Source organism: Cyanobium sp. ATX 6A2 (genome assembly GCF_024346355.1).
Lineage (GTDB): Bacteria > Cyanobacteriota > Cyanobacteriia > PCC-6307 > Cyanobiaceae > NIES-981.
In genome coordinates this window covers 54,078-77,209 of record NZ_JAGQCU010000011.1, presented here as the reverse complement: position 1 = coordinate 77,209, position 23,132 = coordinate 54,078, and the positions used below count along the sequence as shown (strand labels likewise).

General features: G+C 66.8%; 17 protein-coding genes. 9 read left to right on the top strand and 8 right to left on the bottom strand.

Translation table 11 applies throughout. The annotated features are described in order from the left end of the window. The 5 genes from KBY96_RS10990 to KBY96_RS10970 form a co-directional block, all read right to left on the bottom strand. Nucleotides 1-636: a peroxiredoxin gene (locus KBY96_RS10990; protein ID WP_254979424.1), complete on the bottom strand. Its 636-nt coding sequence runs from the start codon at nt 634-636 to the stop codon at nt 1-3. A 136-nt stretch (nt 637-772) separates the two neighbouring features. Beyond that, the gene (locus KBY96_RS10985; RefSeq protein ID WP_254979421.1) at nt 773-2,587 is read right to left on the bottom strand and encodes an SLC13 family permease; all 1,815 of its coding nucleotides are present in this window, start codon (nt 2,585-2,587) and stop codon (nt 773-775) included. A gap of 128 nt (nt 2,588-2,715) precedes the next feature. Then, nucleotides 2,716-4,416 (bottom strand): GTPase HflX, encoded by a 1,701-nt coding sequence (hflX, locus tag KBY96_RS10980; RefSeq protein WP_254979419.1) that lies wholly within the window; start codon nt 4,414-4,416, stop codon nt 2,716-2,718. Continuing rightward, the gene (locus tag KBY96_RS10975; RefSeq protein WP_254979418.1) at nt 4,413-5,054 is read right to left on the bottom strand and encodes an HAD-IA family hydrolase; all 642 of its coding nucleotides are present in this window, start codon (nt 5,052-5,054) and stop codon (nt 4,413-4,415) included. Before KBY96_RS10975 ends, hflX begins: the two co-directional genes overlap by 4 nt. Continuing rightward, the gene (locus KBY96_RS10970; RefSeq protein WP_254979417.1) at nt 5,051-6,313 is read right to left on the bottom strand and encodes an NAD(P)/FAD-dependent oxidoreductase; all 1,263 of its coding nucleotides are present in this window, start codon (nt 6,311-6,313) and stop codon (nt 5,051-5,053) included. The genes KBY96_RS10975 and KBY96_RS10970 overlap by 4 nt, the downstream gene beginning before the upstream one ends. 69 nt (nt 6,314-6,382) lie before the next feature. On the opposite strand from KBY96_RS10970, the gene KBY96_RS10965 reads away from it, so the two are divergent. Beyond that, complete coding sequence (locus tag KBY96_RS10965) at nt 6,383-7,150, top strand: phosphoadenylyl-sulfate reductase (RefSeq protein ID WP_254979416.1); 768 nt, start codon at nt 6,383-6,385, stop codon at nt 7,148-7,150. Beyond that, nucleotides 7,137-7,853, top strand: coding sequence for a type III pantothenate kinase (locus KBY96_RS10960; protein ID WP_254979415.1), 717 nt, complete (start codon nt 7,137-7,139; stop codon nt 7,851-7,853). Before KBY96_RS10965 ends, KBY96_RS10960 begins: the two co-directional genes overlap by 14 nt. On the opposite strand, the gene bcp is transcribed toward KBY96_RS10960, so the two are convergent. Continuing rightward, nucleotides 7,831-8,298 carry a thioredoxin-dependent thiol peroxidase gene (gene bcp / locus KBY96_RS10955; RefSeq protein WP_254979414.1) on the bottom strand — a complete coding sequence of 156 codons (468 nt, stop codon included), beginning with the start codon at nt 8,296-8,298 and terminating at the stop codon, nt 7,831-7,833. The two genes, KBY96_RS10960 and bcp, sit on opposite strands and share 23 nt — an antisense overlap. 246 nt (nt 8,299-8,544) lie before the next feature. Between bcp and KBY96_RS10950 the strand changes: the two genes are divergently transcribed. Both KBY96_RS10950 and KBY96_RS10945 read left to right on the top strand, forming a co-directional pair. Continuing rightward, nucleotides 8,545-8,763, top strand: coding sequence for a hypothetical protein (locus KBY96_RS10950; RefSeq protein WP_254979412.1), 219 nt, complete (start codon nt 8,545-8,547; stop codon nt 8,761-8,763). Nucleotides 8,764-8,924: 161 nt separating this feature from the next. Beyond that, on the top strand, nt 8,925-9,623 hold the full coding sequence (locus KBY96_RS10945; protein ID WP_254979410.1) for an alpha/beta hydrolase: 699 nt from the start codon (nt 8,925-8,927) through the stop codon (nt 9,621-9,623). A gap of 9 nt (nt 9,624-9,632) precedes the next feature. Here KBY96_RS10945 and KBY96_RS10940 read toward each other — a convergent pair whose 3' ends face one another. Next, nucleotides 9,633-11,828 (bottom strand): AAA family ATPase, encoded by a 2,196-nt coding sequence (locus tag KBY96_RS10940; RefSeq protein WP_254979408.1) that lies wholly within the window; start codon nt 11,826-11,828, stop codon nt 9,633-9,635. Between the two features lie 116 nt (nt 11,829-11,944). Here KBY96_RS10940 and KBY96_RS10935 point away from each other — a divergent pair, with 116 nt between their 5' ends. The 5 genes from KBY96_RS10935 to KBY96_RS10915 all read left to right on the top strand — a co-directional run bounded on the left by KBY96_RS10935 (nt 11,945) and on the right by KBY96_RS10915 (nt 21,398). Beyond that, nucleotides 11,945-13,132, top strand: a complete 1,188-nt coding sequence (locus KBY96_RS10935; protein WP_254979406.1) for an efflux RND transporter periplasmic adaptor subunit — start codon at nt 11,945-11,947, stop codon at nt 13,130-13,132. A gap of 12 nt (nt 13,133-13,144) precedes the next feature. After that, a complete protein-coding gene (locus KBY96_RS10930) occupies nt 13,145-16,432 on the top strand; it encodes an efflux RND transporter permease subunit (protein WP_254979405.1) in 3,288 nt (1,095 codons plus the stop codon). A 96-nt stretch (nt 16,433-16,528) separates the two neighbouring features. Beyond that, complete coding sequence (locus tag KBY96_RS10925; RefSeq protein ID WP_254979404.1) at nt 16,529-17,623, top strand: efflux RND transporter periplasmic adaptor subunit; 1,095 nt, start codon at nt 16,529-16,531, stop codon at nt 17,621-17,623. Nucleotides 17,624-17,634: 11 nt separating this feature from the next. Next, complete coding sequence (locus KBY96_RS10920; protein WP_254979403.1) at nt 17,635-21,075, top strand: efflux RND transporter permease subunit; 3,441 nt, start codon at nt 17,635-17,637, stop codon at nt 21,073-21,075. Further along, nucleotides 21,075-21,398 (top strand): hypothetical protein, encoded by a 324-nt coding sequence (locus KBY96_RS10915; RefSeq protein WP_254979402.1) that lies wholly within the window; start codon nt 21,075-21,077, stop codon nt 21,396-21,398. Before KBY96_RS10920 ends, KBY96_RS10915 begins: the two co-directional genes overlap by 1 nt. 40 nt (nt 21,399-21,438) lie before the next feature. Here KBY96_RS10915 and KBY96_RS10910 read toward each other — a convergent pair whose 3' ends face one another. Then, nucleotides 21,439-23,109 (bottom strand): alpha-D-glucose phosphate-specific phosphoglucomutase, encoded by a 1,671-nt coding sequence (locus KBY96_RS10910; RefSeq protein ID WP_254979401.1) that lies wholly within the window; start codon nt 23,107-23,109, stop codon nt 21,439-21,441. Between the last annotated feature and the right edge of the window lie 23 nt (nt 23,110-23,132).

The window sequence follows — 23,132 nt, the reverse complement described above, 5'->3', positions numbered from 1 at the left end:
TCACTTGTTGGGCTGGGGGGTCATGCGCAGGTAGGGCTTGATCTCCGTGACGCCCTTCGGGAACTTGTTGCGGGCCTCGTCGGTGGGAATCGAGGGCACCACCACGCAGTCGTCACCGTCTTTCCAGTTCACCGGTGTGGCCACCTGGTGGTAGTCGGTGAGTTGAAGGGAGTCGATCACCCGCAGGATCTCATCGAAATTGCGACCGGTGCTGGCCGGGTAGGTGATCTGCAGACGCAGTTTTTTGTTGGGATCGATGATGAAGACCGAGCGCACCGTGAGGTTGTTGAGCGCATTGGGGTGGATCATTCCGTAGAGGTCGGCCACCTTTTTGTCCTCGTCGGCGAGGATTGGATAATCCACGCTGGTGCTCTGGGTTTCGTTGATGTCGCCGATCCAGCCCTTGTGGCTTTCGGCCGAGTCCACGCTGAGGGCGATGGTTTTGACGTTGCGCTGCTCCCACTCGGGGCGCAGGCGTGACACCTCACCAAGCTCCGTGGTGCAAACGGGCGTGTAGTCGGCGGGGTGGGAGAACAGCACCACCCAGCTGTCGCCTGCGAAGTCGTAGAAGTTGATCGGGCCCAGCTGAGAGTTCTGGGTGAAGTCGGGCACGGTGTCGCCGAGTTGGAGGCTCATGGGAGGGGAGAGAGGAATCAGGGTAAGCAAGGAATGGTTCACCAGCAGCGAAGCTGCCGGAGAAACGGTTTGGCATGCCCTTGAGGGGCAGCAGCAGACACATCAGTACTGGGGACTCGGGTCCTTGGGGCAGTCCCTAGAGGTTGAAGTGTCGACAGATCAGCAGGGGTACAACCAGGGTCATGGTGAACGTGAGAGGGAGTCCATAGCGGGTGATATCCAGAAATTTGTACCGGCCGGGGCCGAACACCATCAGGTTGGTCTGGTAACCGACCGGGCTCAGAAAGCTCTGGCTCGCTCCGAAGAGCACGGCGTAGACGAAAGCCAGGGGCGGCTGCCCCAGCCCGACCGCCAGCTCCCCCGCCACGGGAATCAGCAGGGCGACTGCTGCGGCGTTGCTCATCACTTCTGTGAGCAGGGTGGTGAACAGAAACACACTCAATAGGGCAGCGTAGACCGGCCAGCCAGTGAGAGCCTGTAACAGCGCCCCGGCCAGGGCTCCAGCCAGACCGGTTTTCTCGAGGGCCACGCTGAAACTGGCCAGCGACCCCAGCAGCAGGATCACGTCGAGTCGGATTGCCCGCTGCAGTTCCCCCGGCCGCAGGCAGCCTGTGGCCACCATCGCCACTGTGCCGAGCAGCACGGCAGCCACCAGGGGCAGCCACTCCAGCCCAGCCAGCAGCACCACCAGCACGCTGATGGCAATCGCCACCCCCTTGCGATTCACAGTGGGCAGATCCTTCTCCAGTTGTTCGAGCACCACCAGGTCGTTGTTGGCCTGCAGGCCCCGGATGGCGTCCTTCGGGCCCTGCAGCAACAGCACATCCCCTTCCCGGAGAACCACCTGTCCCAGCCGCTCGCGCACCTCCTGGTTGCCGCGTCTGAGGGCCAGCACGGTGGCGTTGAAGCGCTGGCGGAAGCGCAGATTGCCCAGGCTGTCGCCGGTGAGGGCAGAGCCGGAAGGCAGCAGCACCTCCACCGTGCGCTGCCGGGTCGGCGCGTCGGTGGTGGACAGGGTATCGGCAGGATCGGCGGAAGGGGCCAGCACCACGGTGTGCTCCTGTTGCAGTCTCAGCAGGTCGTTGCGGCTGCAGCGCAGCAGCAGGCGGTCGCCCAGCTCCAGGGTGTGATCGGCCAACGGCGGCAGGATTCGCTCACGGCCGCGGTGCACTTCCAGCACATCCACATCGAAGCGCCGCTGAAGCCGACTGTCGTGGAGGGACTGGCCGATCAGTTCGGACCTTTGCGGGATGTCCACCTCGGTGAGGTAGCCGCTGCTGGCCAGATCGGCCACCAGGTCGTCGTCGTTCAGCCCCCGATCGGGCAGCAGGCGATCGGACAGCAGCACCATGACCAGGCTGCCGCTGAGCCAGACGCCGATGCCGATGGGGCTGAAGCTGAACAGGCCCAGGGCGCCATAGCCCATGCGCTCACTCACCTCGCTGGCCAGCAGATTCACGGAACTGCCGATCAGGGTGAGCGTGCCTCCCAGCACGGTGGCGAAGGAGAGGGGCAGCAGCACCCGGGAGGGGGAGATGCCACGCCGCTGGCACCAGCTCTCCAGCACCGGCAGCAGGGCGGCCACGATCGGGGTGTTGGGCACGAAGGCGGACACCGGGCCCACCACCGTGGTGACCAGCAAAATCATCCGCCGAGGGCTGCGGATCGCATCCGAACCGAGCAGAGCCCTGAGCCGATCGAGACCACCGGCCCGGAACAGGCCAGCGGAGAGGGCGAACAGGCCGATCAGCGTGATCACGGCGGGGCTGCCGAAGCCGCGCAGCGCTTCTGCGGGGCTGAGCACCCCGGTGGCAATCAGCAGACCGGCGGCCAACAGGCCGGTGACCTCGGGCGCCAGCCAGCCGCTGACGAACAGCAGCACCGATCCTGCCAGCACCAACAGGGTGATGACGGCGTCGGGCTGGATGCCGGCCGGAAAGGAGACGATCATGGCCGGGCTGGAGGTCTCCAGGGGCATTGCTGACTATAGAACGCTTGGCTGCCCGGGAATTCCTGATGCCCAAGCCCCTGATCAGCACTTGCTTCAGGGCTTCCTGGGGCCATTGGTGAAAGTAATTCCTACCTGGATGCCGTTGTTTGTGGCGCCGGCTCTGGCCAGTGGCGCAGTTCCCCGCGCAGGTGCTGCAGGCCGAGGCGTGCCGTCGCCGACGCAAACAGCACCTGGGGGTCGAGCCGGCGAGCCCGCTCCAGTTCCCCGGCCGGGCAGCGGTCGATCTGGTTGGCCACAAGCCTGCGGGGCACCGTTGAGTCCAGGGCATCGAGAATCGTGTGCACCGTGCGCAGCTGGTCGGGCCAGGCCGGGTCACTGAGATCCACCACCACCAGGAGGCCATCGGCGGCCAGGGTCTCCTCGAGGGTGGAGCGGAAGGCCTCCAGCAGCGGTGGCGGCAGATCGCGGATGAAGCCCACCGTGTCGGTGAGCAGCACCGGCGTGCAGGGGCCCCCGGCGGGATCGACCAGCTCGATGCGCCGGGTGATGGGATCGAGGGTGGCGAACAGCTTGTCCTCGGCCAGCACCGCCTGGCGGCTCTCGCCCCGGCCGAGGGCATTGAGCAGGGAGCTCTTGCCGGCGTTGGTGTAACCCACCAGGGCCAGGCGCCTCAGGGCTCCTCGCCCCTGGCGTAACCGCGCCCGGTGGGCGCCCAGTTCGCGCACCTGGCGCTGGAGCCGTTCGATGCGGCGGGCGATGGCACGCCGGTCTTTCTCCAGCTGGGTTTCGCCGGGCCCCCGGGTGCCGATGCCGCCGCCTTGGCGGGAGAGGCTGCGGCCGCGCCCCAGCAGCCGGGGCAGGCGATAGCGCAACTGGGCCAGCTCCACCTGCAGCCGGCCGTCGGCGCTGGCGGCGCGCTGGGCAAAGATGTCGAGGATGAGCTCGCTGCGATCGCTTACCGGCAGATCCAGCAGGCGCTCGAGATTGCGGCCCTGCACCGGGGTCAGTTCCCGGTCCGTCACCACCAGCGTGGCTCCGAGCTGCCGGGCCTCGAGGGCGGCTTCCGCCAGCTTGCCCTCGCCCCAGATCGTTTGCGGCGCCGGCTGGCCGCGGCGCTGCTCCACCACCCCCACCGGATCGGCGCCGGCGCTGCGCACCAGACCCTCCAGCTCGCCGATCCGTCGCTGCGCCAGGCCGCGGTCGGCGGGGCTCTGGGCCAGCAGCAGCACCCGTTCCCGGCTGGGGGCAGCCGCGGCGCCTGAGCGGATCTCGTCGTGGCCTCCGGTTTCGGCGCCCGGGGGGGGCGTGATGCCCGCCGGCAGGCTGCCGGGGTCGCGGCCGCAGAGCAGGGCCAGCTCGCCCGCCTCGCTCACCGGCCAGGGCTCCCCCGAGTCGCCGTTGGCCTGCAGCAGCAGGGCGGGCCAGCGCCCTCCCGCGCCGGCCTGGTCGCCATAGCGCAGCCACAACAGCGGCTCGAGATCGAGGGCGGCCACCCCCTCCAGCCGGCCCGGCTCCAGCTGCCGGCTACGGCCGCAGCAGGTCACCAGGCGCAGCTCCAGGCCCTGGCCCCGCCGGCCCCCCGCCAAGGTGTCACGGCGCTGGCCCCAGGCCTGCAACGGCCCCACCCAGAGCAGGCGGCAGAGGCCGCGGCCATCGATCACCAGGGTGAGGGGCAGCTCCAGCTCCCGACTCTCCGTGGCCAGGCGTTGCAGGCAGAGCAACTCGGCCACGGCGGCCGGCGGATGGCGGCGATGACAGAGCTGCTCCAGGCGCCGCCGCTGGGCCGGCCTCAGGCCTGCCGTGCGCCCCCCCAGCGCCCCCTGTCTCAAGGACGACGCACCAGCAGGCAGCGCAGGCCGGCCGCCGCCGCCCCCTGCACATCCTCCGGGCTGTCGCCCACATGCCAGGCCTGGTCGGCGTTCAATCCCAGACCCTGCAGGGCCAGTTGAAAGGGGGCTGGCTCCGGTTTGGCCGCTCCGGCGGCGCTCGACACCACCACCACCGTCAGCCAGCGGGCCAGCCCCAGCTCCTCCAGCAGGCCGGGCAGCCGGCTGTCGAAATTGCTCACCACTGCCAGAGCCAGGCCGCGGCGGTGCCAGCGCTCCAGCTGGGAGGGTACGTCGTCAAAAACGTGCCACGGGGCAGGATCGGCGTAGTGGTTGAACAGTTCCAGCGCCATCTCTTCGGGTGCCGGCTCCGCGCCCGCGCCCAGCAGGCTTTCGCGGATCCGGTCTGCCCACCAGCGGCGCTCGGCCCGCTCCAGATCCTCATGCTCGAGGCCGGGGAAGGCCAGGGGTGGCGCCTGGCGGTAGGACGCCCGAAACGCCTGCTCCACGGCATCGGCGTCGACCGTGATCCCATGGCGAGCCGCCGCCGCGGCGTAGGTGCGACCCACCGGCTGGCGCAGGCCGATCAAGGTGCCCATGGCATCGAGCAGCAGGCCACGCGGGCGCCGGCCGCGGCTCATCGCTGCCAGTCGGCCAGCCAGCCGGCGGCCACCCGCAGCTGGTGGGGGCGACCCGGCAGCCGGGACAGATAGGCCAGGCGGCGGAGCTGAAAGGCGGCGGCGCCGGCCAGGGTGAAGCCACCGGCCACCAGGCTGGCCTCCCCCCGGCCCAGGCTGATCATCTCGCCCAGATCCTGGAACCGGAACGGCTCCAGGGGTTCTCCGCGCCGGGCCCGCAGCAGATTGTCGGCCAGGCAGCTGGCCTGCTGGAAGGCCACCTGGGCGGTGGCGGGCGATGGCGGCGTGGCGCCATCGCCATCGCCGTTCGCGGCCAGGCTGGCGATGTCGCCGGCGGCGAACAGATGGGGCTGACCCCGCAGCTGCAGCGAGGGCTCCACCAGCAGGCGGCCGCGTCGATCGCGCTGAAGCTCGGGCTGGACGCTCGGTGGGGCGAAGTCCAGGCCGGCGGTCCACACCACCCCGTCCACGGCGAGACGCTCCGGCCCGGCGCTGGTGTGCAGATCCAGGTGGTCGGCTCCCACCTCCAGCACCCGGCAGCCGCAGCGCAGCCGCACATCCCGGCGCTGCAGGGCCAGGATAGCCTGCTCGCGGTTGAAGGCCCGGGCCTGGGGCAGCGCCATCGCACCCTGCTCCACCAGCTCCACCACGGCGGCACCATCGAGCAGATCGGCCAGCTTGCAGGCCAGCTCCACGCCACTGGGGCCGGCCCCCACCACGGCCAGCCGTTGCAGGGGGCGGCGCTCCTGCCGCAGCCGCTCCACCAGCACTTTGAGCCGCTCCACATCGACCAGGCTGCGGAAGCTGAGGCTGTGTTCCACCACCCCGGGAATGCCGAAGCTGTGGGTGCGTGCTCCCGTGGCCAGCACCAGCTGGCCGAAGTTCAGTTCACGTCCGCCGGCGGTGTGCAGGCAGCGCTGCTGGGCGTCGATGCTCACCACCCGGTCCTGCAGCCAGGCCACCCCGCGGCCGGCGAGAAGGGCGTCGTAGCGGGGGGCGATTTCCCAGCGGCGCAGCTCATCGCTGAGCAGCTCGTAGAGCAGGGGCAGGAACAGGAAGCACGGCTGCGGCTCGATCAGCAGCAAGGGGGGGGGCTGGCGCTGCTCGGACAGGGCCAGGGCGGTGTACAGCCCGCCAAAGCCGCCACCCACGATCACGATCGGTGCGTTGGCGTCCGCTGGATCGCCGGGAATCGGCTCCTCGCTGGGTGGGACTCCGTTGGTTGTGTCGCCAGTGGTTGGCTGCGGATCCGTGCGGGTCATCGCTGCGGGTTCACGCATCTACCTTGCAAACCCTAACCAGCGTCCTGCTCCGGAGGTGATGATGGCGCCATGGTCACCGCTCCGGCCCAGACCCTGCCCCGCGACCACGGGGGTCAGCCCGTGGCCCTTGAGGCTGCGCGCGGCCTTCTGGCGGATCGCGATGCCTACGGCCGGCTGCTCTGGGCCCAGGACACGTTTGCCGATGGCTTCGCCATCACCACCAGCTTCGGCATCCAGTCGGCCGTGCTGCTGCACCTGGTGAGTCGTCTGGCCCGCGAGCGGGGCAGAACGGTGCCGGTGGTGTGGGTTGACACGGGCTACCTGCACGCCGAGACCTACCGCTATGCCGAGCAGCTCAGGGACCTGTTGCAGATCGACCTGCATGTGACCCAGGCGTCGATGAGCTCCGCCCGCATGGAGGCCCTGCATGGGCGCCTGTGGGAGACCGGCCGGGTGGAGGACATGGAGCTTTACCACCGGATCCGCAAGGTGGAGCCTCTGGATCACGCCCTCCGCGCCCTTGGGGTCAGCTGCTGGGCCAGCGGAGTCCGAGGCAGCCAGACCGATCACCGGCGGGCGATGGCCATTCTCGACGGCGTGCGCCAGCGCTGGTCCCTTCGCCCCCTGCTGAGCTGGACCAACCGCGACGTCTACTACTACATGGAAGAGCACGATCTGCCCCAGCATCCTCTGTTCGAGCAGGGCTACTCCAGCGTGGGTGACTGGCATTCCAGCGCCCCCGACAGCAGCTCCCAGAGCGGTCGTCAGACCCGCTTCGGAGGGCTCAAGCAGGAGTGCGGCATCCACCTCCCCGGCCTGATGGGTGAAGGCATCTGAGGGGGATCACGGCGCCCCGGCGCGCTGGCTTCTGATCGGCAACAGCCGCTGGCACTTCGCCCGCTCGGTCCCGGGGAAGCTGCAGTGCTGGAGCGAGTCCCCGCCCTCCCCCGACGGCGGGGAGAGCGGACTGACGCAGCGGCTGGGTCACCTGCGTGGCTGGGCGGCGGTGGGGCCGATCCCGCCCTCCTCCGGGCTGGATCGCCGGCGGCATGTGTCCCTGGCTCAGGTGCCTCTGCAGCAGCTGCCACCCTGGCTCGGGATCGACCGTGCCCTGGTGGGCTGGCAGGCCTGGCAGCGCAGCCGTGCACCTGTGCTGGTGGCCGATGCCGGCACAGCCCTGAGCTTCACCCTGGTGGATCGCCAGGGGCGCTTTGCCGGCGGCCGCATCCAGGCGGGCCTGGCCCTGCAGCTGCGTGCCCTGGCCGGCGGCACCGCCCGTCTGCCTGCCGTGAGTCTGGAGATCTGCGGGCAGACACCCTGGCCAACGGCCACCGCCGAGGCCATGGCTGTGGGGGTACGAGAGGGGCTGGTGGCCGCCGTCTGTGAGGCCTGGAACCAGGCCCGGGCAGACCATCCAGGCTGCCGGCTGTGGATCACCGGCGGTGATGGGGCCTGGATCGCCGAGCGGCTGGAGAGCGACTATCAGCCCTGCCTGGCGCTCCAGGCCCTGGCCCACCTCAGCCCAGACCCAGATCGCTGAGGATGGTGTCAGCCATGGTCTCGGCCTTGACCTTGGTGTACACGCGCTCGATCTTGCCCTCGGGATCCACCACAAACGTGTGGCGCATCATGCCCATGTATTCGCGGCCCATGAACTTTTTGAGGCCGTAGCTCTCGTAGGCGCAGGCCACCGGGCAGGGTTCGGCGTCGGTGAGGAGGGTGAAGGGCAGCTCGTATTTGGCGATGAACTTGGCGTGGCTGGCGGCGCCGTCCTTGCTGATGCCCAGCACCTTGATGCCGTGCTGCTCGAAGGCACTCCACTGGTCGCGGAAGTTGCAGGCCTCCTTGGTGCAGCCTGGGGTGTCGTCCTTGGGATAGAAGTAGATCACCACCCGCTGGCCGCTCAGGGACGACAGGCTGATGGCATTTCCGTCCTGGTCGGGAAGGGAGAAGTCGGGTGCGCTGGCGCCGGGCTCCAGGACCATGGTTGGCTGGTGTGAGAATGGCCGGAGCCTAGGGGAGACGACCGGTTGACCCGGCCCGAGTCGCCCGCGATTCCACCACCCCCTTCCGGCAACGCCCCCCGGCTCTGGCTCGGGCCTGCGCCAGCAGCCTCAGTGCCCAGGAGCAGGCCTGGGGGCGGCCGTCGCAGTTGCTGGAGGGGGCCGGATGGGTGAGCCTGAGCCACAGCGGAGCGGGGCTGTTGCTGGGCTTTTCGGCGGCGCGCAGCGGTGCTCACAAGCTGGGTGCTGAAGGAGGCGGCGATCAAATGGCGGCGTCGGTCGCTGGTGAGCGAGCTGTCGTGCTGGCAACTCGACCATGACAGCGGGCGGCTCTGCCACTGCCAGGATGGTGTGCGGCCCGAAAGCGTCACCGGGGTGGCCGTTGGCTGGCGCTGGGGAGGGGTGGGAGCCGGGATGCAGCGCGCCGGCCTGGAGGTGGTGACCTGAGCGCCCTGACAACAGCACCGCCCTCGCGTGCCTGTCGGCTGGCGCCCGGCGGCCGTTGCGCGGATGGCAAGCTCTTGCGTGGAGAGTGAACTGTTTGTGTCAATGTCTTGATAGCTCTTGCCGTTCATGGCCAGATGCGGCTGTGGTGAGTAGTTTTCGAGATGTATCCATTGGTTCTACTCGTGATCAAGCAACTGCTGGCCGGCCTCGTGGTGGGCTCGGCAATCACGGCCTCGGCTCTGCCGGCCTCCGCCGCCGTTCATAACGATCTGCCCATTCGTTGGAACAGCGGCGGTGCCGTCTGGTCCACCGACACGGAGGCCATGAAGACCTTCCTGGAGACCGGTGACGTCACCGATCGCGGCCTGCGCGGTGGCCTGGATGGGTCTGGCTGGAGCGATGAGGAGGTGCGCGAGGGCCTCACCAAGTCGTACAACGTGGACCTGATCGGGGTGCACCGCTTCCTCTACTCCGATGAGGGTGTGCGGTTCCTCAAGAACCAGACCACCAGCTACTTCCCTTACCACAGCATGACCGAATACTCGGTGCAGGCTCTGCGCTCGGCGATCATCGCCGATGCGCGTGATGGTTCGATCTCCTCAGCCGGGATCATGGCCAACCTGCCCGTGGACATGCGTCTGGCCGATTTCTGCGGCACCTACACCGGCTCCCAGAACGTCTGCGCTGAGGGCCAGTGCAAGGGTGAAGCCCAGTGCACCTCCCTGCTCTCCTGGTACGTGTTCCTGCCGGCCTGCATTCAGGCCAATCAGGCGGTGGCTCCGGTGGTCGAAGTGCGGCGCACCACAGCTCCCGCCCCCGCCCCCATGGTCCAGCCGCAGATCATCCGCGGCCTCTGGTGAATCTGAGGGTCAACGCCTGGCGCTCAGAAGCGTGTGCCGCAGGTCCTGGGGAAGTTGCACTCCCCGGCTGCGGCGCAGTCGCTCACCGAGGGCCTTGAAGGCGTCATCGCTCAGCCCCCTGAGCTGGCGGCGATAGGGGCCGGTGGGTGCCAGCCAGCGCTCCAGCAGGGCATCATTCAGGTGCAGGTGGAGGGTTTCGTTCCAGGTTGCTGATTCCAGCGTCAGTCCTTCACCCTTGAGGGCGGCTCGCCAGCGGTTCAGCCCCTGCTGCTGCCGTTTCTGGACCCTGGCCTCGGCCGCCAGCGCCAACTGCAGCGGCTCTTCTGGCTCCAGGCCCAGGGCTCCACTCTGGTTCAGGGCGGTCATCGGACCCAGCAGGGGTTGGCTGAACAGCAGCCGCCACTGGCCGTGATCTGCAAGCAGGGGGGTGAAGGCTCTGGCCAAGCGCTCGATCACGGCCGTGGTGAGCTCCTCCCCCACCCGCCGCGCCGCGATCCATTCGAACGGTCCTTTGCCGCAGGCTGCCGCCAGCCGCGCTGGATCGCCATCGGCAGACACCGCCAGATCCGGTCGGCGCAGGGTGTCCAGCACCTGCAGCTGAGCCCTCAGCCGCTCGGCCACGGCCTCGTCGCGCACCTGGATTGTCACGCCGCCTTCCGGCGTGGCCTGCAGGGGATCGAGGGCCCAGAGCAGGGAGTGGCCGTCGAGCAGCAGCACCCGGTGATGACGCTGCCAGCTCGCCCCGGCCCAGAAGCGCTGGCGCAGGACGTCCAGCCTGGCGCCCTCGCTGGCCGCCTGGCGCTGCAGCCAGCGCTCCAGCTGGGGATCGTCGGGGCCGCTGCTGAGCACCTCGCCGCCCTCGAGGGCGGTTTCGGCCGCTGCTGCCAGCTGGGCGGCGCGGCGCTGCTGCAGCCGCTGGCGCAGCGCCCCCTCCCAGCCCAGCTGGCCCGGCTGCCAGAACACCTCGCCCTGCAGTTCGCCGGGCAGGTACTGCTGGGCCACCCAGTGCTCCCCGTAGGCGTGGGGGTAGCGGTAGCCCACCCCATCGCCGAAGGCGCGGCCGTCGCGGTTGGCGTCGCGCAGGTGGGAGGGCACCTGCTGGCGATTGGCGGAGCGCACGGTCTTCACCGCATCGAAAAAGCCGAGGATGCTGTTGCTCTTCTCGGCCCCGGCCAGGTACAGGGCGGCCTGGGCCAGGGGATAGAGACCCTCCGGCAGACCCACCCGCTCGAAGGCGGCGGCGCAGGCCTCCACCACCACAATCGCCTGGGGGTCGGCCAGACCCACGTCCTCGCCGGCGGCGATCAGCATGCGGCGGAAGATGAAGCGGGGGTTCTCGCCCGCCTCCACCATCCGCGCCAGCCAGAACAGGGCGGCGTCGGGATCGCTGCCCCGCAGCGACTTGATGAAGGCGCTGATGGTGTCGAAGTGGGCATCGCCCTGCTTGTCGTAGAGCACCGCCCGCTGCTGGATCGACTCCTCGGCGATCGCCAGATCGATCGTGATGGCGCCGTTGCCATCGGGCTCCGAGGTCTCCACCGCCAGCTCCAGGGCGTTGAGCAGGCTGCGGGCATCGCCTCCGGCCACGTCCACCAGGTGGGCGGCGGCTTCCGCGCTGAGCGTCACGGCCCGATCGCCGTAGCCCCGTTCCGGATCGGCGAGGGCCCGCTCCAGCAGCTGGCTCAGGTGCCGGGGTTCGAGGGGCTGCATCCGGAACAGGCGCGAGCGGCTCACCAACGCCTTGTTCACCTCGAAGAACGGGTTCTCCGTGGTGGCCCCGATCAGGTTCACGGTGCCGTTCTCCACCCAGGGCAGCAGGGCGTCCTGCTGGGCGGTGTTGAAGCGGTGTACCTCATCGATGAACAGGGTGGTGCGCAGGCCGTGGAGCTCCAGCCGCTGGCGGGCTGCCTCCACCTCGGCGCGCAGGTCCTTCACCCCCGCCAGCACCGCGTTGAGGCTGCTGAAGTGGGCGCGGGTGGTGCCGGCGATGATCCGCGCCAGGGTGGTCTTGCCCACCCCGGGCGGGCCGTGCAGGATCAGATTGCCCACCCGGTCGGCGGCGATGGCGCGCCGCAGCAGCCGGCCCGGCCCGAGGATCCCCTCCTGGCCCACGAACTCGTCCAGGGTGCGGGGTCGCAGACGATCGGCCAGGGGCGCCAGCCGGCGCAGGCGCACTTCGCGCTGGTGAGAGAAGAGATCGGTCACGTGGCTTTATCTTCCTGTGCCGGCACGTTCTGGCTCCAGTGTCAGTTCCGACTCCTGTGACAAAGGGGGAGAGGCCGGGCGGACCCCCTTAGGTTGACCGGAGGTGTGCCAGCAGGATGCGTTCGTTCCCATCCCTGCAGGCTCAGGCTCTGTTGTCGGCGGCCCTGGTCGCTGCGGCCGTGGTCTCATCCAGCTGCGGAGCCCGGGCTCCTGAGGCCCGTCAGCCCCCTGCGGTGCAGGTGGAGACGATCGGTGATGCTGAGTTCACCCCGGCGATTGAGCTGGTGAGTCAGCTCTCCACCACCAGCGACGTGGCTCTGCGCCCCCAGGTGGAGGGCCGGGTGGTGCAGATCCTGGTGCAGCAGGGGCAGCGGGTGGAGGCCGGTCAGCCAATCCTGGTGCTCGACAACGCTCAGCAGCGGGCCTCTCTCGATGCGGCCCGCGCCGAGGCCCGCAGGGATGGCGTGAACGCCGAACGCTTCACCTTCCTCGAGGAGCGGGGCGCTGTTTCGGCCCGCGAACGCGACTTCTATGTGACTCAGGCGATCACCAGCCGGGACCAGGCTCGGGTGGCTGAAGCAGACCTCGCCTACAAGGTGGTGCGGGCGCCGATCAGCGGGCTGATCGGCAATCTCTCCTCGGTGCAGCTGGGGGACGTGGTGAGCGCCGGCCAGGCGATCACCGGCATCGTGGATAACACCAGCCTCTACACCCTGATGGACGTGCCCGCCACCCAGGCGCGCCAGGTGGCCATGGGCCAGACGGTGGAGCTGCAGACCCAGACCACCCCGCCGATCAGCGGCCGCGGCCAAGTGGTGTTCATCTCTCCCTATTTCGGCATCCGGGGTGGCCAGCAGTCGCCCAACAGCGTGCTGGTGAAGGCCGAGTTCGCCAATTCCACCGGGGAGCTCAAGGCGGGCATGTTTGTGAAGAGCCGCATCATCACTGGCCGCACGCGTCAGCTGTCGGTGCCGGTGCAGGCGGTGCAGATGCAGGCACAGCAGCCGTTTGTGTATCGCGTGCTGCCCCTGGCCCAGGTGTTGCCGGGGATCAGGGAGTCCACATCGGTGCCCGAAGCCCAGAAGCGGAAACTCGAGTCCCTCCCTGCCACCACGACTGTGGTGGTACAGGCTCCTGTGCGGCTGGGGCGCCTGGAGGGAAACCGCTATCCCCTGCTCTCCGGACTGCAGCCCGGAGAGCAGGTGGTGGTGAGCAACACCGCTCTGCTGCGCTCGGGGATGCCGGTGCGCATCGCCAACGGCCCCACGGCGCCTCCGCCGCCGGCTGGAAGGCCCCAGGGCTAGGCAGGCGCCGCGATGTCGCTCTCCGACACCTTCATCAAGCGGCCGGTGCTCACCACCGTGTGCAGCATCCTGATCGTGCTGGTGGGCCTGATCAGCATCCCGGCCCTGCCGATCGAAAACCTGCCCAACATCGCGCCACCCCAGATCCAGGTGAGCGCCACCTACGGCGGCGCCAACTCCCTGGTCACCGAGCAGGCCGTGACCAATGTGCTGGAGCAGCAGATCAATGGTGTGCCCGGTGTCGACTACATCTCCTCGCTGACCACCAGCACCGGATCCAGCACGGTGAACGTGTTTTTCAACAAGGACACTGACATCAGCATTGACCAGGTGAATGTTCAGAACCGGGTGTCGCTGGCGATGCCTCAGCTGCCTGCGCAGGTGAGCAGCACCGGTGTGTCGGTGAAGCAGACCAACCCTTCGATCCTGCTGGCCTATCAGGTGTCGTCCAGTGAGGGACAGTTTGATGCGGCCTATCTCAACGGCCTCATCTACCAGCAGCTCTACTACCAGCTTGGTCGGATTCCAGGCGTGGCTCAGGTCGCCCTGTATGGGGGCAGTCAACCGGCCTTCTGGCTGTTCGTGGATCCGGTGAAACTGGCCGCCAACGGCATTACCGCCGATCAGGTGGTGATGGCCGTGGGCAGCCAGAACACCGTGGCGGTGGGAGGACTGGTGGGCGGCCCACCGGCCGGCGGCGATCAGATGTTCACCTACCCGATTCTGGTGGAGGACAACGGCAACCTGATTTCGATCGACCAGTTCAACCAGCTGGTGATCGGTCGCACGCCCCAAGGGAACCTCCTGCGTCTACAGGATGTGGGCCAGGCCACCTACGGCTTCAACACCTTTTCCACCGAGGCTGTTGACATCAATGGCTACCCTGCCATCACCATCGGGGTCTATCAGACACCCGAGAGTAATGCCCTGCAGGTGTCGGAAGCCGTGGTCGCACTGATGCAGGATTTCTCCCAGCAGTTGCCTCCAGGCGTCACCCTCACGCCGATCTACAACGTGGGAGAGTTCATCGAATCAGCTGTCAGCGGTGTGGTGGACGCCCTCGGGCTGGCGATCGTGCTGGTGCTGGTCATTCTCTTCCTCTTCCTGCAGAACTGGCGCGCCACGGTGGTGCCTAGCCTGGCGATCCCCATCTCCCTGGTTGGCACGTTTGCCTTCATCCAGGTGTTCGGCTTCTCCATCAATCAGCTGACACTCCTAGGGCTGGTGCTGGCTACCGGCCTGGTGGTGGATGACGCGATTGTTGTGATCGAGGGCGTATCCAGCAAGATCGAGCAGGGCATGCGTCCACGACAGGCTGCCACTGCCTGCATGGGCGAACTGTTCGGTGCCATCCTCGCCACCTCATTGGTGCTGATGGCGGTGTTCGTGCCGGTGGCCTTCTATCCGGGAGGCATCGGCATCATCTACCGACAGTTTGCACTCACGATCGCCTTTTCCATCGCCATCTCCACTTTCAACGCCCTCACCTTCTCGCCGATGATGGCGGCTCTCCTGCTGAAGACCGACGCGCCCCCCAGGCCCCGGGGCTGGGGCTGGGGCATCGGTGGACTGGCGGTGGGACTGGCCTTCGGTCGCTTCAGCGCAGCATCCTTCGGACCCCGGGCCTATGTGTTCGGTCTGCTTGTGTTCGGCTTGGCCGGATTTCGACTGGCCTGGCTGTTTGACACCTTCAACACTGGCTTTCGGTGGCTTGAGGAGGGCTACAGCCGCCTGCTCAGGGTGCTGGTTGGCAGGCGCCGGCTGGTGCTGGTTGTGCTCGGCGTCGGCATCCTGGTCACTGGCTATGCCTTCACGGCCCTGCCCACCGCCTTCATCCCCGAGGAAGACCAGGGGTATGGCCTGGGGATCTTCCAGCTCCAGAGCGGCGCCTCCCTCAGCGAGACCCGGCAGGTGGGCAATCAGATCGCGGCGGTGCTGCGCGAGGAGGAGGATGTGACCTCCGCAGCCATGATCAGCGGCGCCGGCTTCAACGGCAACAGCCCCGAGCAGGGGCTGTTCTTCTTCGGCCTGAGGCCCCTGGAGGAGCGATCCGGCGTCGAGCATCGGGCCCCCGCCATCGTGGCCCGCCTCAACGGCAGGCTCGGCGAGTTCAGCACCGGCCTGGCCGCGGCCACCCAGCCACCGGCCATTCCCGGCTTCTCCGCCCAGAGCGGCTTTTATTTCCAGTTCAACGACCTCAGCAATGGTGCCCTCAGCTTCGTGGAGCTCGACCAGCAGGCCCAGAACCTGCTTGTGGCGGGCCAGGCCAGCAATGCCTTCGCGTCGCTCTACACCCAGTTCATTCCCAGCTCCCCAGCCTTCGGCCTGAGCATCGATCGCTCCACCATGGGAGCTCTGAACATCGACTTTCAGCAGGCGATGCAGACCATCGCCATCCTTGCCGGTGGCAACTATTCGGGCCTTACCTATGAGGGCGGCCAGGTGCGCAACATCTATGTGCAGGCCGCCGAGAGCGGACGCAGCCAGCTCGATGACATCCTCAGCTATTACGTGGGCAGCCGCGATGGCGAGCTGATCCAGGTGTCCCAGTTTGCGCAGGCCGAACTCACCAGTGCTCCGCCGGTGATCAGCCACTACAATCTTTACCGCACCATCCTGGTACAGGGTGTGGAGGCGGCCGGCAAGAGCTCCGGTCAAGCCCTTGAGGCGATCCAGAGGATCTTCAAGGAGCAGGACTTCAACAACATAGGCTATGCCTTTACCGGTATCGCTGCCCTGCAGCTTTCGGCGGGTAACGCCAGTGTGCTGGTGTTTGGCCTCGGCATTATGTTTGTATTCCTGGTGCTCTCCGCCCAGTATGAAAGCTATGTCACCCCGGTCATCATCTTGATGACCGTGCCGCTGGCCATGTTGGGGGCGCTGGTGTTCCTGGCCCTGCGCTCCATCGACCTCAACATCTACGCCCAGGTGGGACTGGTGACGTTGATCGGCCTGGCAGCCAAGAACGGCATCCTGATCGTGGAGCTCGCTGAGCAGCAGCAGCGCGAGAAGGGACTCGCCGCGGTGGATGCCGCCATCGCCGCCGCCCAGTCACGCCTGCGCCCGATCCTGATGACCGCCATCGCGTCCCTGGCTGGCTTCCTGCCCCTGGTGCTCGCCACCACCGCCGGTGCCAACAGCCAGCAATCCCTGGGCACCGTGATCTTCGGCGGCCTGCTGGTGGCCACCGTCCTGTCCCTGGGGGTGGTACCCCCCTTCTATGTGGTGGTCAAGGCGCTGGAGGAACGGTTGTTTGGCCCTCCGGCCGCTGGCGAGGTCGGCCCGGCGCCGCTGCGCTGAGACCAGCGGGCCGCTCCAGCCGCGGTGCCGGTGTGCGGCAGAGACCTCGCCCCCGGGCGGGTCTGCGGTCACAATGGCGCCGACTGCTGGTGCCGCGTGCTCGTTCGGAGAATCTCGGCTCTCGCCCTCACCGGTTGGGCTCTGCCCGCTCTGGTGGCCTGTGGAGGAACGGAGCAGGCCGCGCCTGCCGCCCTGGTGCCCGTGGAGGCCACGCCGGTGCAGCTGGCACCGTTTGCCGATCAACTCAACACCGTGGGCACCCTGGAGTCGGTGGAGAAGGTGTCGTTGGCGGCGCGGGCCGGCGGCCGTATCGAGCGCATCCTCGTGCGCGAGGGTGAGGTGGTGGAGGCGGGCCAGTTGCTGGTGGTGCTCGATCAGAAGCAGAGCCAGGCCGAGCTGGCTGCGGCCAGGGCCGTGATGGAGCAGAACAAGGTGGATTTCAGGCGGTTCGAATTTCTGGCTGAGCAGGGCGCGGCCAGTGCGTTCCAGCGCGATCGCTTCCGGGAGGCCCTGCTGCAGTCGCAGGAAGCCGTGCGCGTCCGGGAGGCCGACCTGGCCTTCAAGGACCTGCGCGCACCGATCAGCGGCATCGTCAGCGACCTGGAGGTGAAGTTGGGGGATGTGATCCGCGAGGGCACGCCGTTCACCAGCCTGATCCGCAACGACCGGCTGCAGGTGCGTGTCGAGGTGCCGGCCGTCTATGCCTCCCGCCTGCGGCTCGGCCAACAGGTGTTTGTGGAGGCACCGGGCGGCGGCGGCACCCTGGCCACCGGTCAAGTGAGTTTCGTGGATCCCAGTGTCACGGCCGACACCCAGGGTCTGCTGGTGACCATGCCGTTCCAGAACCCCGGACCGGACCTGCGCAACGGCATGCGCCTCAGCACCCGGGTGGTGTTCGACACCGCTCCGCAGCTGTCGGTGCCGTTCGCTGCCGTGCGGCAAACCTCAGGCCAGAGCTTTGTGTTCCGTTTGGGCAGCCTGCAGGACCTGAGATCCAATCCGGGACAGCTCACCCCTGAGCAGCTGGCCGCCCTGCCATCTGATGGCACCTACGCACTGCAGACGCCGGTGGAGTTGGGTTTCGTGCAGGGTGAGCGCTACCCGGTGCTCAAGGGACTCCAGCAGGCGGAGCGGGTGATCTCCAGCAATCTGATCAGACTCCGGCATGGCACGCCGGTGTTTGTGAAGTGAGGCACTGAAGGATGTCCGCTTCCAACACCTTCATCACCCGGCCGGTTCTTAGCACGGTCTGCAGCCTGCTGATCGTGATCATCGGTTTGATCGCCATTCCAGTGCTGCCGGTGGAGAACCTCCCCGACATCGCTCCGCCCACAATCACGGTTAACGCGATCTTCCCGGGTGCCGATGCGGTTTCCGTGGAGGAGGGCGTGACATCGGTGCTGGAGCAGCAGATCAACGGCGTCCAGGATATGGAGTTCATCAGCTCCAACAGTTCTGCCGATGGTGTCTCCAGCATCACCGTGTCCTTCGCCAGTGGCACGGACGGGGACATCAACCAGGTGAATGTGCAGAACAGTGTGGCGCGCGCAGAACCGCGCCTGCCTCAGGAAGTGCGGCAGACCGGCGTGACCGTACTCCAGGCATCCAGTTCAATTCTTCTGGTTTACAACTTCACATCGGAGGATCCTCAGAATCCCTACAGCGTTGAGCTCCTTTCAGGCCTCTTGGATCAGAACCTCACCGACCCTGTTCGTCGCGTGAAAGGCGTTGGAAGCCTTGCCTACTTCGGCAATCGGCAGCTGGCTTACCGGATCTGGCTCGACCCCAGACGGCTCAATGCGGTTGGCCTCACCTCTGCTGATGTGCGGGCAGCGTTGCAGAGTCAGAACAGACTTGTACCGGCGGGCCAGGTGGGGGGAGAACCCTCACCGGAGGGCCAAGCCTATACCTTCACAGTGCAACTCCAGGGCCGCCTGCGCTCAGTTGAGGAGTTCGAGAACCTAATTATCAGGCGAATGGGTGATGGCTCACTGATCCGGCTCAAGGATGTGGGTCGCGTGTCCCTCGGGGGTGAAAACTTCAACATCGGTGCCACCGACATCAATGGCGTGCCGTCGGTTGGCATGGCGATTTACCAGCTCAGTGGCAGCAATGCCGTGGAGGTATCGGGCGGGGTGGAGCAGGTGATTTCGGAATTCACCGCCACGCTGCCCCCTGGGGTGAAGGTGGAGAAGATTTACGACGTCACGGATTTCATCAACGCGTCGATCCGTGGTGTGGCCAATGCCCTGCGGGATGCGGTGGTGCTGGTGGTGCTGGTGCTGTTCCTGTTCCTGCAGGACTGGAAGTCAACCCTGGTGCCGGGAATCGCTATTCCGGTGGCTTTGATCGGCACCTTTGGTGGTGTTCTTATTGCCGGTTTCTCGCTGAATCAGCTCACCTTATTCGGGCTAGTGCTAGCCACTGGTCTGGTGGTGGATGACGCGATCACGGTGATTGAAGATACAAGCACCAAGAAGCAGGCGGGAATGGGCGCGATTGAGGCGGCTAAAGCCACCATGGATGAGCTGTTCAGCGCCATCATCGCCACCTCACTGGTGCTGTTTGCGGTGTTCGTGCCGGTGCTTTTCTTCCCAGGTGCAACTGGGACGATCTATCAGCAGTTTGCCGCAACAATTATCTTTTCGGTGGCTATCTCTACGTTCAATGCCCTCACCTTCTCACCCATGCTCTCCGGTCTGCTGCTGGGCATGGATGCCAGTACTCCCTCCCGACGCACTTACTGCATCGGTGGTGGCTTCGTGGGCTTCGTCTATGGACTTCTATCTGCCGGTGGCGGCGTGGTGCCGGTGCTCTTGGCCACGCTGGCCGGCCTGCTGGTTGGCTTCGCTCTGAAGTTGATCACGGGACTGCCCCTGCGCCTGCCCTTTGCCATCGGCGGTGCCGCCACGGGACTGGCGTTTGGTGGCGTCCCCAATCTTCTGCCGGTGGTGATCTTCACAGCTGTTGGCCTGCTGCTGGGCTTTTTCCTGGAGCCCATCTTTGCCGCCTTCAACCGCTTCTATGGGCAGGCGGAAAGTGGTTACAAACGCCTGCTCAGCTGGGTTCTGCACTATCGCCGCCTTGTCATGGGGCTGTTGGTGGGCGGCATTGTCCTGACGGGCGTGGCTTTCAATGCCATGCCTTCGGGCTTTGTGCCCACTGAGGATCAGGGCTTTGCCATCGGCTTCGTGCAGGCTCCCGATGGCGTATCGCTGGAGCGCACCGAGGCCATCAATCGTGAGGTGGCAGAGATCCTGCGATCGGAGGAGGAGAACGGGGTTCAGAGTGCAGCTCTGTTCAGTGGCGCCAGCCTGCAAGGAAATGCTCCCAACCGCGGTATTTTCTTCATCGGCACTGAAAACTGGGATCAACGTCAGTCTCCTGAGCGCAGTGTGGGAGCGATCGTGGAGCGCCTCAACCGCAAACTTCAGGCGGTGGAAGGCGCCCGTGTGTTTGTTGTGGAGCCGCCGGCAGTGCCTGGGTATGGAACCGGCGATGGTTTTGAGCTGCAACTGCTGGATCAGAGCGGTGGTGCCTTCTCCTTGCCCGATCTGGCTGAACAGGCGAACACCCTGATCCGCAACGCCACGCAAACAGGCGTGTTCAGCCGCGTGTTCACCCAGTTCTCTCCGGAAGGCCCGCAATTGGAGGTGCTTGTGGATCGGGATCGAATGGCTTCGCTTGGGATTGACTATGGCGACGCCATGAGCACCTTCAGCTTCTACTTCGGTGGCTCTTATGTGAATGACACGTTTGTTGAGGGTCAAGCCAGGCGTGTTTACATCCAGGCTGATGATGCCTACAGGTCGACCCCCGAATCTCTCACCGAATTGTTTGTTCGGAATAGTGCTGGCGATCAGGTGCAGCTCTCTGAATTCTTCAGCTTGCGCCCCGCCACTGGACCCTCTGTGATTCCAAGGTTCAACCTCTTCCGGGCTGTGCGCGTGGAAGGCAATGCTGCTCCAGGCAGAAGCTCTGGTGATGCGATTAACACCATCCGATCCCAATTTGAGAAACTCAGTGTGCCCGGCCTTGGTTATGACTGGACAGGGATCTCGCGAGAAGAGGTGAAGGCTGGGGCTTTGGCCATTGTGATCTTTGCGCTGGGCATTCTGGTGGTATTCCTCGTGCTCTCAGCCCAATACGAGAGCTATACCGACCCACTGATCATCCTGATGACGGTGCCTACGGCGATGCTCGGGGCTCTCATGTTTCTGGCCATTCGCGGTGAAGTGCTGAATATCTACGCTCAGGTTGGTTTGGTGATGCTCATCGGCCTGGCGGCCAAGAACGGCATCCTGATTGTGGACTTGGCCAACCAGCGCATGGCTGCCGGGGCCACGGCCCAGGTGGCCGCCCGGGAAGCTGCCCAGTCCCGTCTGCGGCCGATCCTGATGACGGCCATTTCCTCGTTGTTTGGCTTCCTGCCCCTGGTGGTGGCCAGTGGTGCCGGTGCCCGTAGCCAGGCCTCGCTGGGCACGGTGGTCTTCGGCGGCCTGTTGATGGCCACTGTCCTCTCCCTGCTGGTGGTGCCTGCCTTCTATGTGGTGATGAAACAGCTGTTCGGCGGCCGTCCCGAGGATGATCCAGGCGGCCCCGAGGCTGGTGACGACGTCCTGGCCGACAACATCAGCAGCTGATGGCGCGCACCCGCTTCAATGGTGCCATCGCCACAGTGGCCGCTCTGGTGGGTGGTGGCGTCGGGCTGAGCGTTGCCCTGTTGCTGCGGTCCCTGATCCAGAACACTCCGGCCCAGGTGCAACCCACCACCTTTTATTGGTGGATGGTTCTGCTCACCGCCTTCGGGGCGCTGTGGGGCCTGGCCACCCAGACCATGAAGCAGCTGGAGAGCATCCAGGGATACCGGCAGGGGGGGATGGGGAAAAGGCTCGGCAGTTCCGGAGATCCTCACCCTCCAGAGTCTTCCAAGTTCTCCCCGGATGCCGATCGCGATGGGGAGTAGAGCGCGGGTCGGCAACTCCTGAGTGCGCCCCTGACATCTCCTAGGTGATCACCGTGGGCCGCTCCATGCCGGTGCGCGCCTTGATCTCGGCCAGGTCATCGATCGCCGCGATCAGATCCGCCAGGGCCTGCTGGGGATCCTGGCTGAGGTTGCCGGCGGCGGGCTCATAACTCTCCAGATACACTCGCAGGGTGGCGCCCTGGGTGCCGGTGCCGGAGAGGCGCAGCACCACCCGGCTTCCGTCATCGAGCAGCAGGCGCAGGCCTTGCCCCGTGGTGAGCGAGCCATCCACCGGATCGCTGTAGGAGAAGTCGTCGGCGGTGGCGATCGATCGGCCCGCGAAGGGCTGGCCAGCCAGGGAAGGGAGCATGGCCTGCATGCGCTCGTAGAGGCCCTGGGCCGCCTCGCTGGGAATGGCCTCGTAGTCGTGGCGGGAGTAGTAGTGGCGGCCGAAACGGCTCCAGTGCTCCTCCATCACCTCGGCCACCGAGCAGCGACGGATGGCCAGGATGTTGAGCCAGAACAGCACCGCCCAGAGGCCGTCCTTCTCGCGGATGTGGTTGCTGCCGGTGCCGAAGCTCTCTTCCCCGCAGAGCGTGATGTGACCGGCATCGAGAAGGTTGCCGAAGAACTTCCAGCCGGTGGGCGTCTCGTAGCAGGGAATGCCCAGCTCCCTGGCCACCGCGTCCACCGCAGCGCTGGTGGGCATCGAGCGGGCCACGCCGGCCAGGCCGTCGGCGTAACCGGGCACCAGGGTGGCGTTGGCGGTGAGCACCGCCAGGCTGTCGCTGGGGTTCACGAAGCAGCGGGCGCCCAGCACCATGTTGCGGTCGCCGTCGCCGTCGCAGGCGGCGCCGAAGCGGTAGGCGTCGCTCTGCAGCAGCAGCTCGGCCAGGTCGTGGGCGTAGGTGAGGTTGGGGTCAGGGTGGCCGCCGCCGAAATCCTCCAGCGGGGTGCCGTTGCGCACGGTGCCTGCCGGCGCCCCCAGCAGCCCCTCAAGGATGCGCGTGGCGTAGGGGCCGGTGACGGCGTGCATGGCGTCGAAGGCCATCGGGAAGTCGCCCCTGAGCAGTTCGGCGATGGCCTCGAAGTCGAACAGGCCCTGCATCAGCGCCGCATAGTCGTCGACGCCATCGATCACCTCGATCTGCAGGCTGCCCAGGTTCTGGCTGCCGGTGTGCTCCAGATCCACAGGGCTGCTGGACACCTCGCCCGCCGGATCAGCGATGCGGTAGCCCTCCAGTGTCTGGGTCACGGCGTGGATGGTGTTGGTGATCGACTCGGGGGCCGGCCCGCCATTGGCGCCGTTCACCTTCACCCCGAAGTCGCCCGCCGGCCCGCCGGGGTTGTGGCTGGCCGAGAGGATTATGCCGCCGATGGCGTTGTGGCGGCGGATGAGGTGGGAGGCCGCCGGCGTGGAGAGGATGCCGCCGCTGGTGGTGATGATGCGGGCCAGGCCATGGGCGGCGGCCATGCGCACGATCACCGCGATGGCCCGGCGGTTGCCGTAGCGGCCGTCGCCGCCGAGCACCAGGGTGCCGCCCGCCACCGGCAGTACCCGGAAGATCGCCTCGATGAAGCTCTCCAGGTAGTGGGGTTGCTCAAACTGGCGGCTGCTCTTGCGCAGGCCGGAAGTGCCCGGCTTCTGATCGCCGAAGGGCTGGCTCAGGCGGATCTCCCGGACGTTGATCTCCTGCACGTTCACTGCCATCAGACCAGGGCGGGGTGGGCTCA

Coding starts and splice junctions, on each gene's coding strand:
- KBY96_RS10930 (WP_254979405.1), top strand. CDS start 13,145: ATGTCGCTCTCCGACACCTTCATCAAGCGGCCGGTGCTCACCACCGTG.
- KBY96_RS10985 (WP_254979421.1), bottom strand. CDS start 2,587: ATGATCGTCTCCTTTCCGGCCGGCATCCAGCCCGACGCCGTCATCACC.
- KBY96_RS10935 (WP_254979406.1), top strand. CDS start 11,945: ATGCGTTCGTTCCCATCCCTGCAGGCTCAGGCTCTGTTGTCGGCGGCC.
- KBY96_RS10970 (WP_254979417.1), bottom strand. CDS start 6,313: ATGACCCGCACGGATCCGCAGCCAACCACTGGCGACACAACCAACGGA.
- KBY96_RS10945 (WP_254979410.1), top strand. CDS start 8,925: ATGTATCCATTGGTTCTACTCGTGATCAAGCAACTGCTGGCCGGCCTC.
- KBY96_RS10965 (WP_254979416.1), top strand. CDS start 6,383: ATGGTCACCGCTCCGGCCCAGACCCTGCCCCGCGACCACGGGGGTCAG.
- KBY96_RS10920 (WP_254979403.1), top strand. CDS start 17,635: ATGTCCGCTTCCAACACCTTCATCACCCGGCCGGTTCTTAGCACGGTC.
- KBY96_RS10990 (WP_254979424.1), bottom strand. CDS start 636: ATGAGCCTCCAACTCGGCGACACCGTGCCCGACTTCACCCAGAACTCT.
- KBY96_RS10915 (WP_254979402.1), top strand. CDS start 21,075: ATGGCGCGCACCCGCTTCAATGGTGCCATCGCCACAGTGGCCGCTCTG.
- KBY96_RS10910 (WP_254979401.1), bottom strand. CDS start 23,109: ATGGCAGTGAACGTGCAGGAGATCAACGTCCGGGAGATCCGCCTGAGC.
- bcp (WP_254979414.1), bottom strand. CDS start 8,298: ATGGTCCTGGAGCCCGGCGCCAGCGCACCCGACTTCTCCCTTCCCGAC.
- KBY96_RS10975 (WP_254979418.1), bottom strand. CDS start 5,054: ATGAGCCGCGGCCGGCGCCCGCGTGGCCTGCTGCTCGATGCCATGGGC.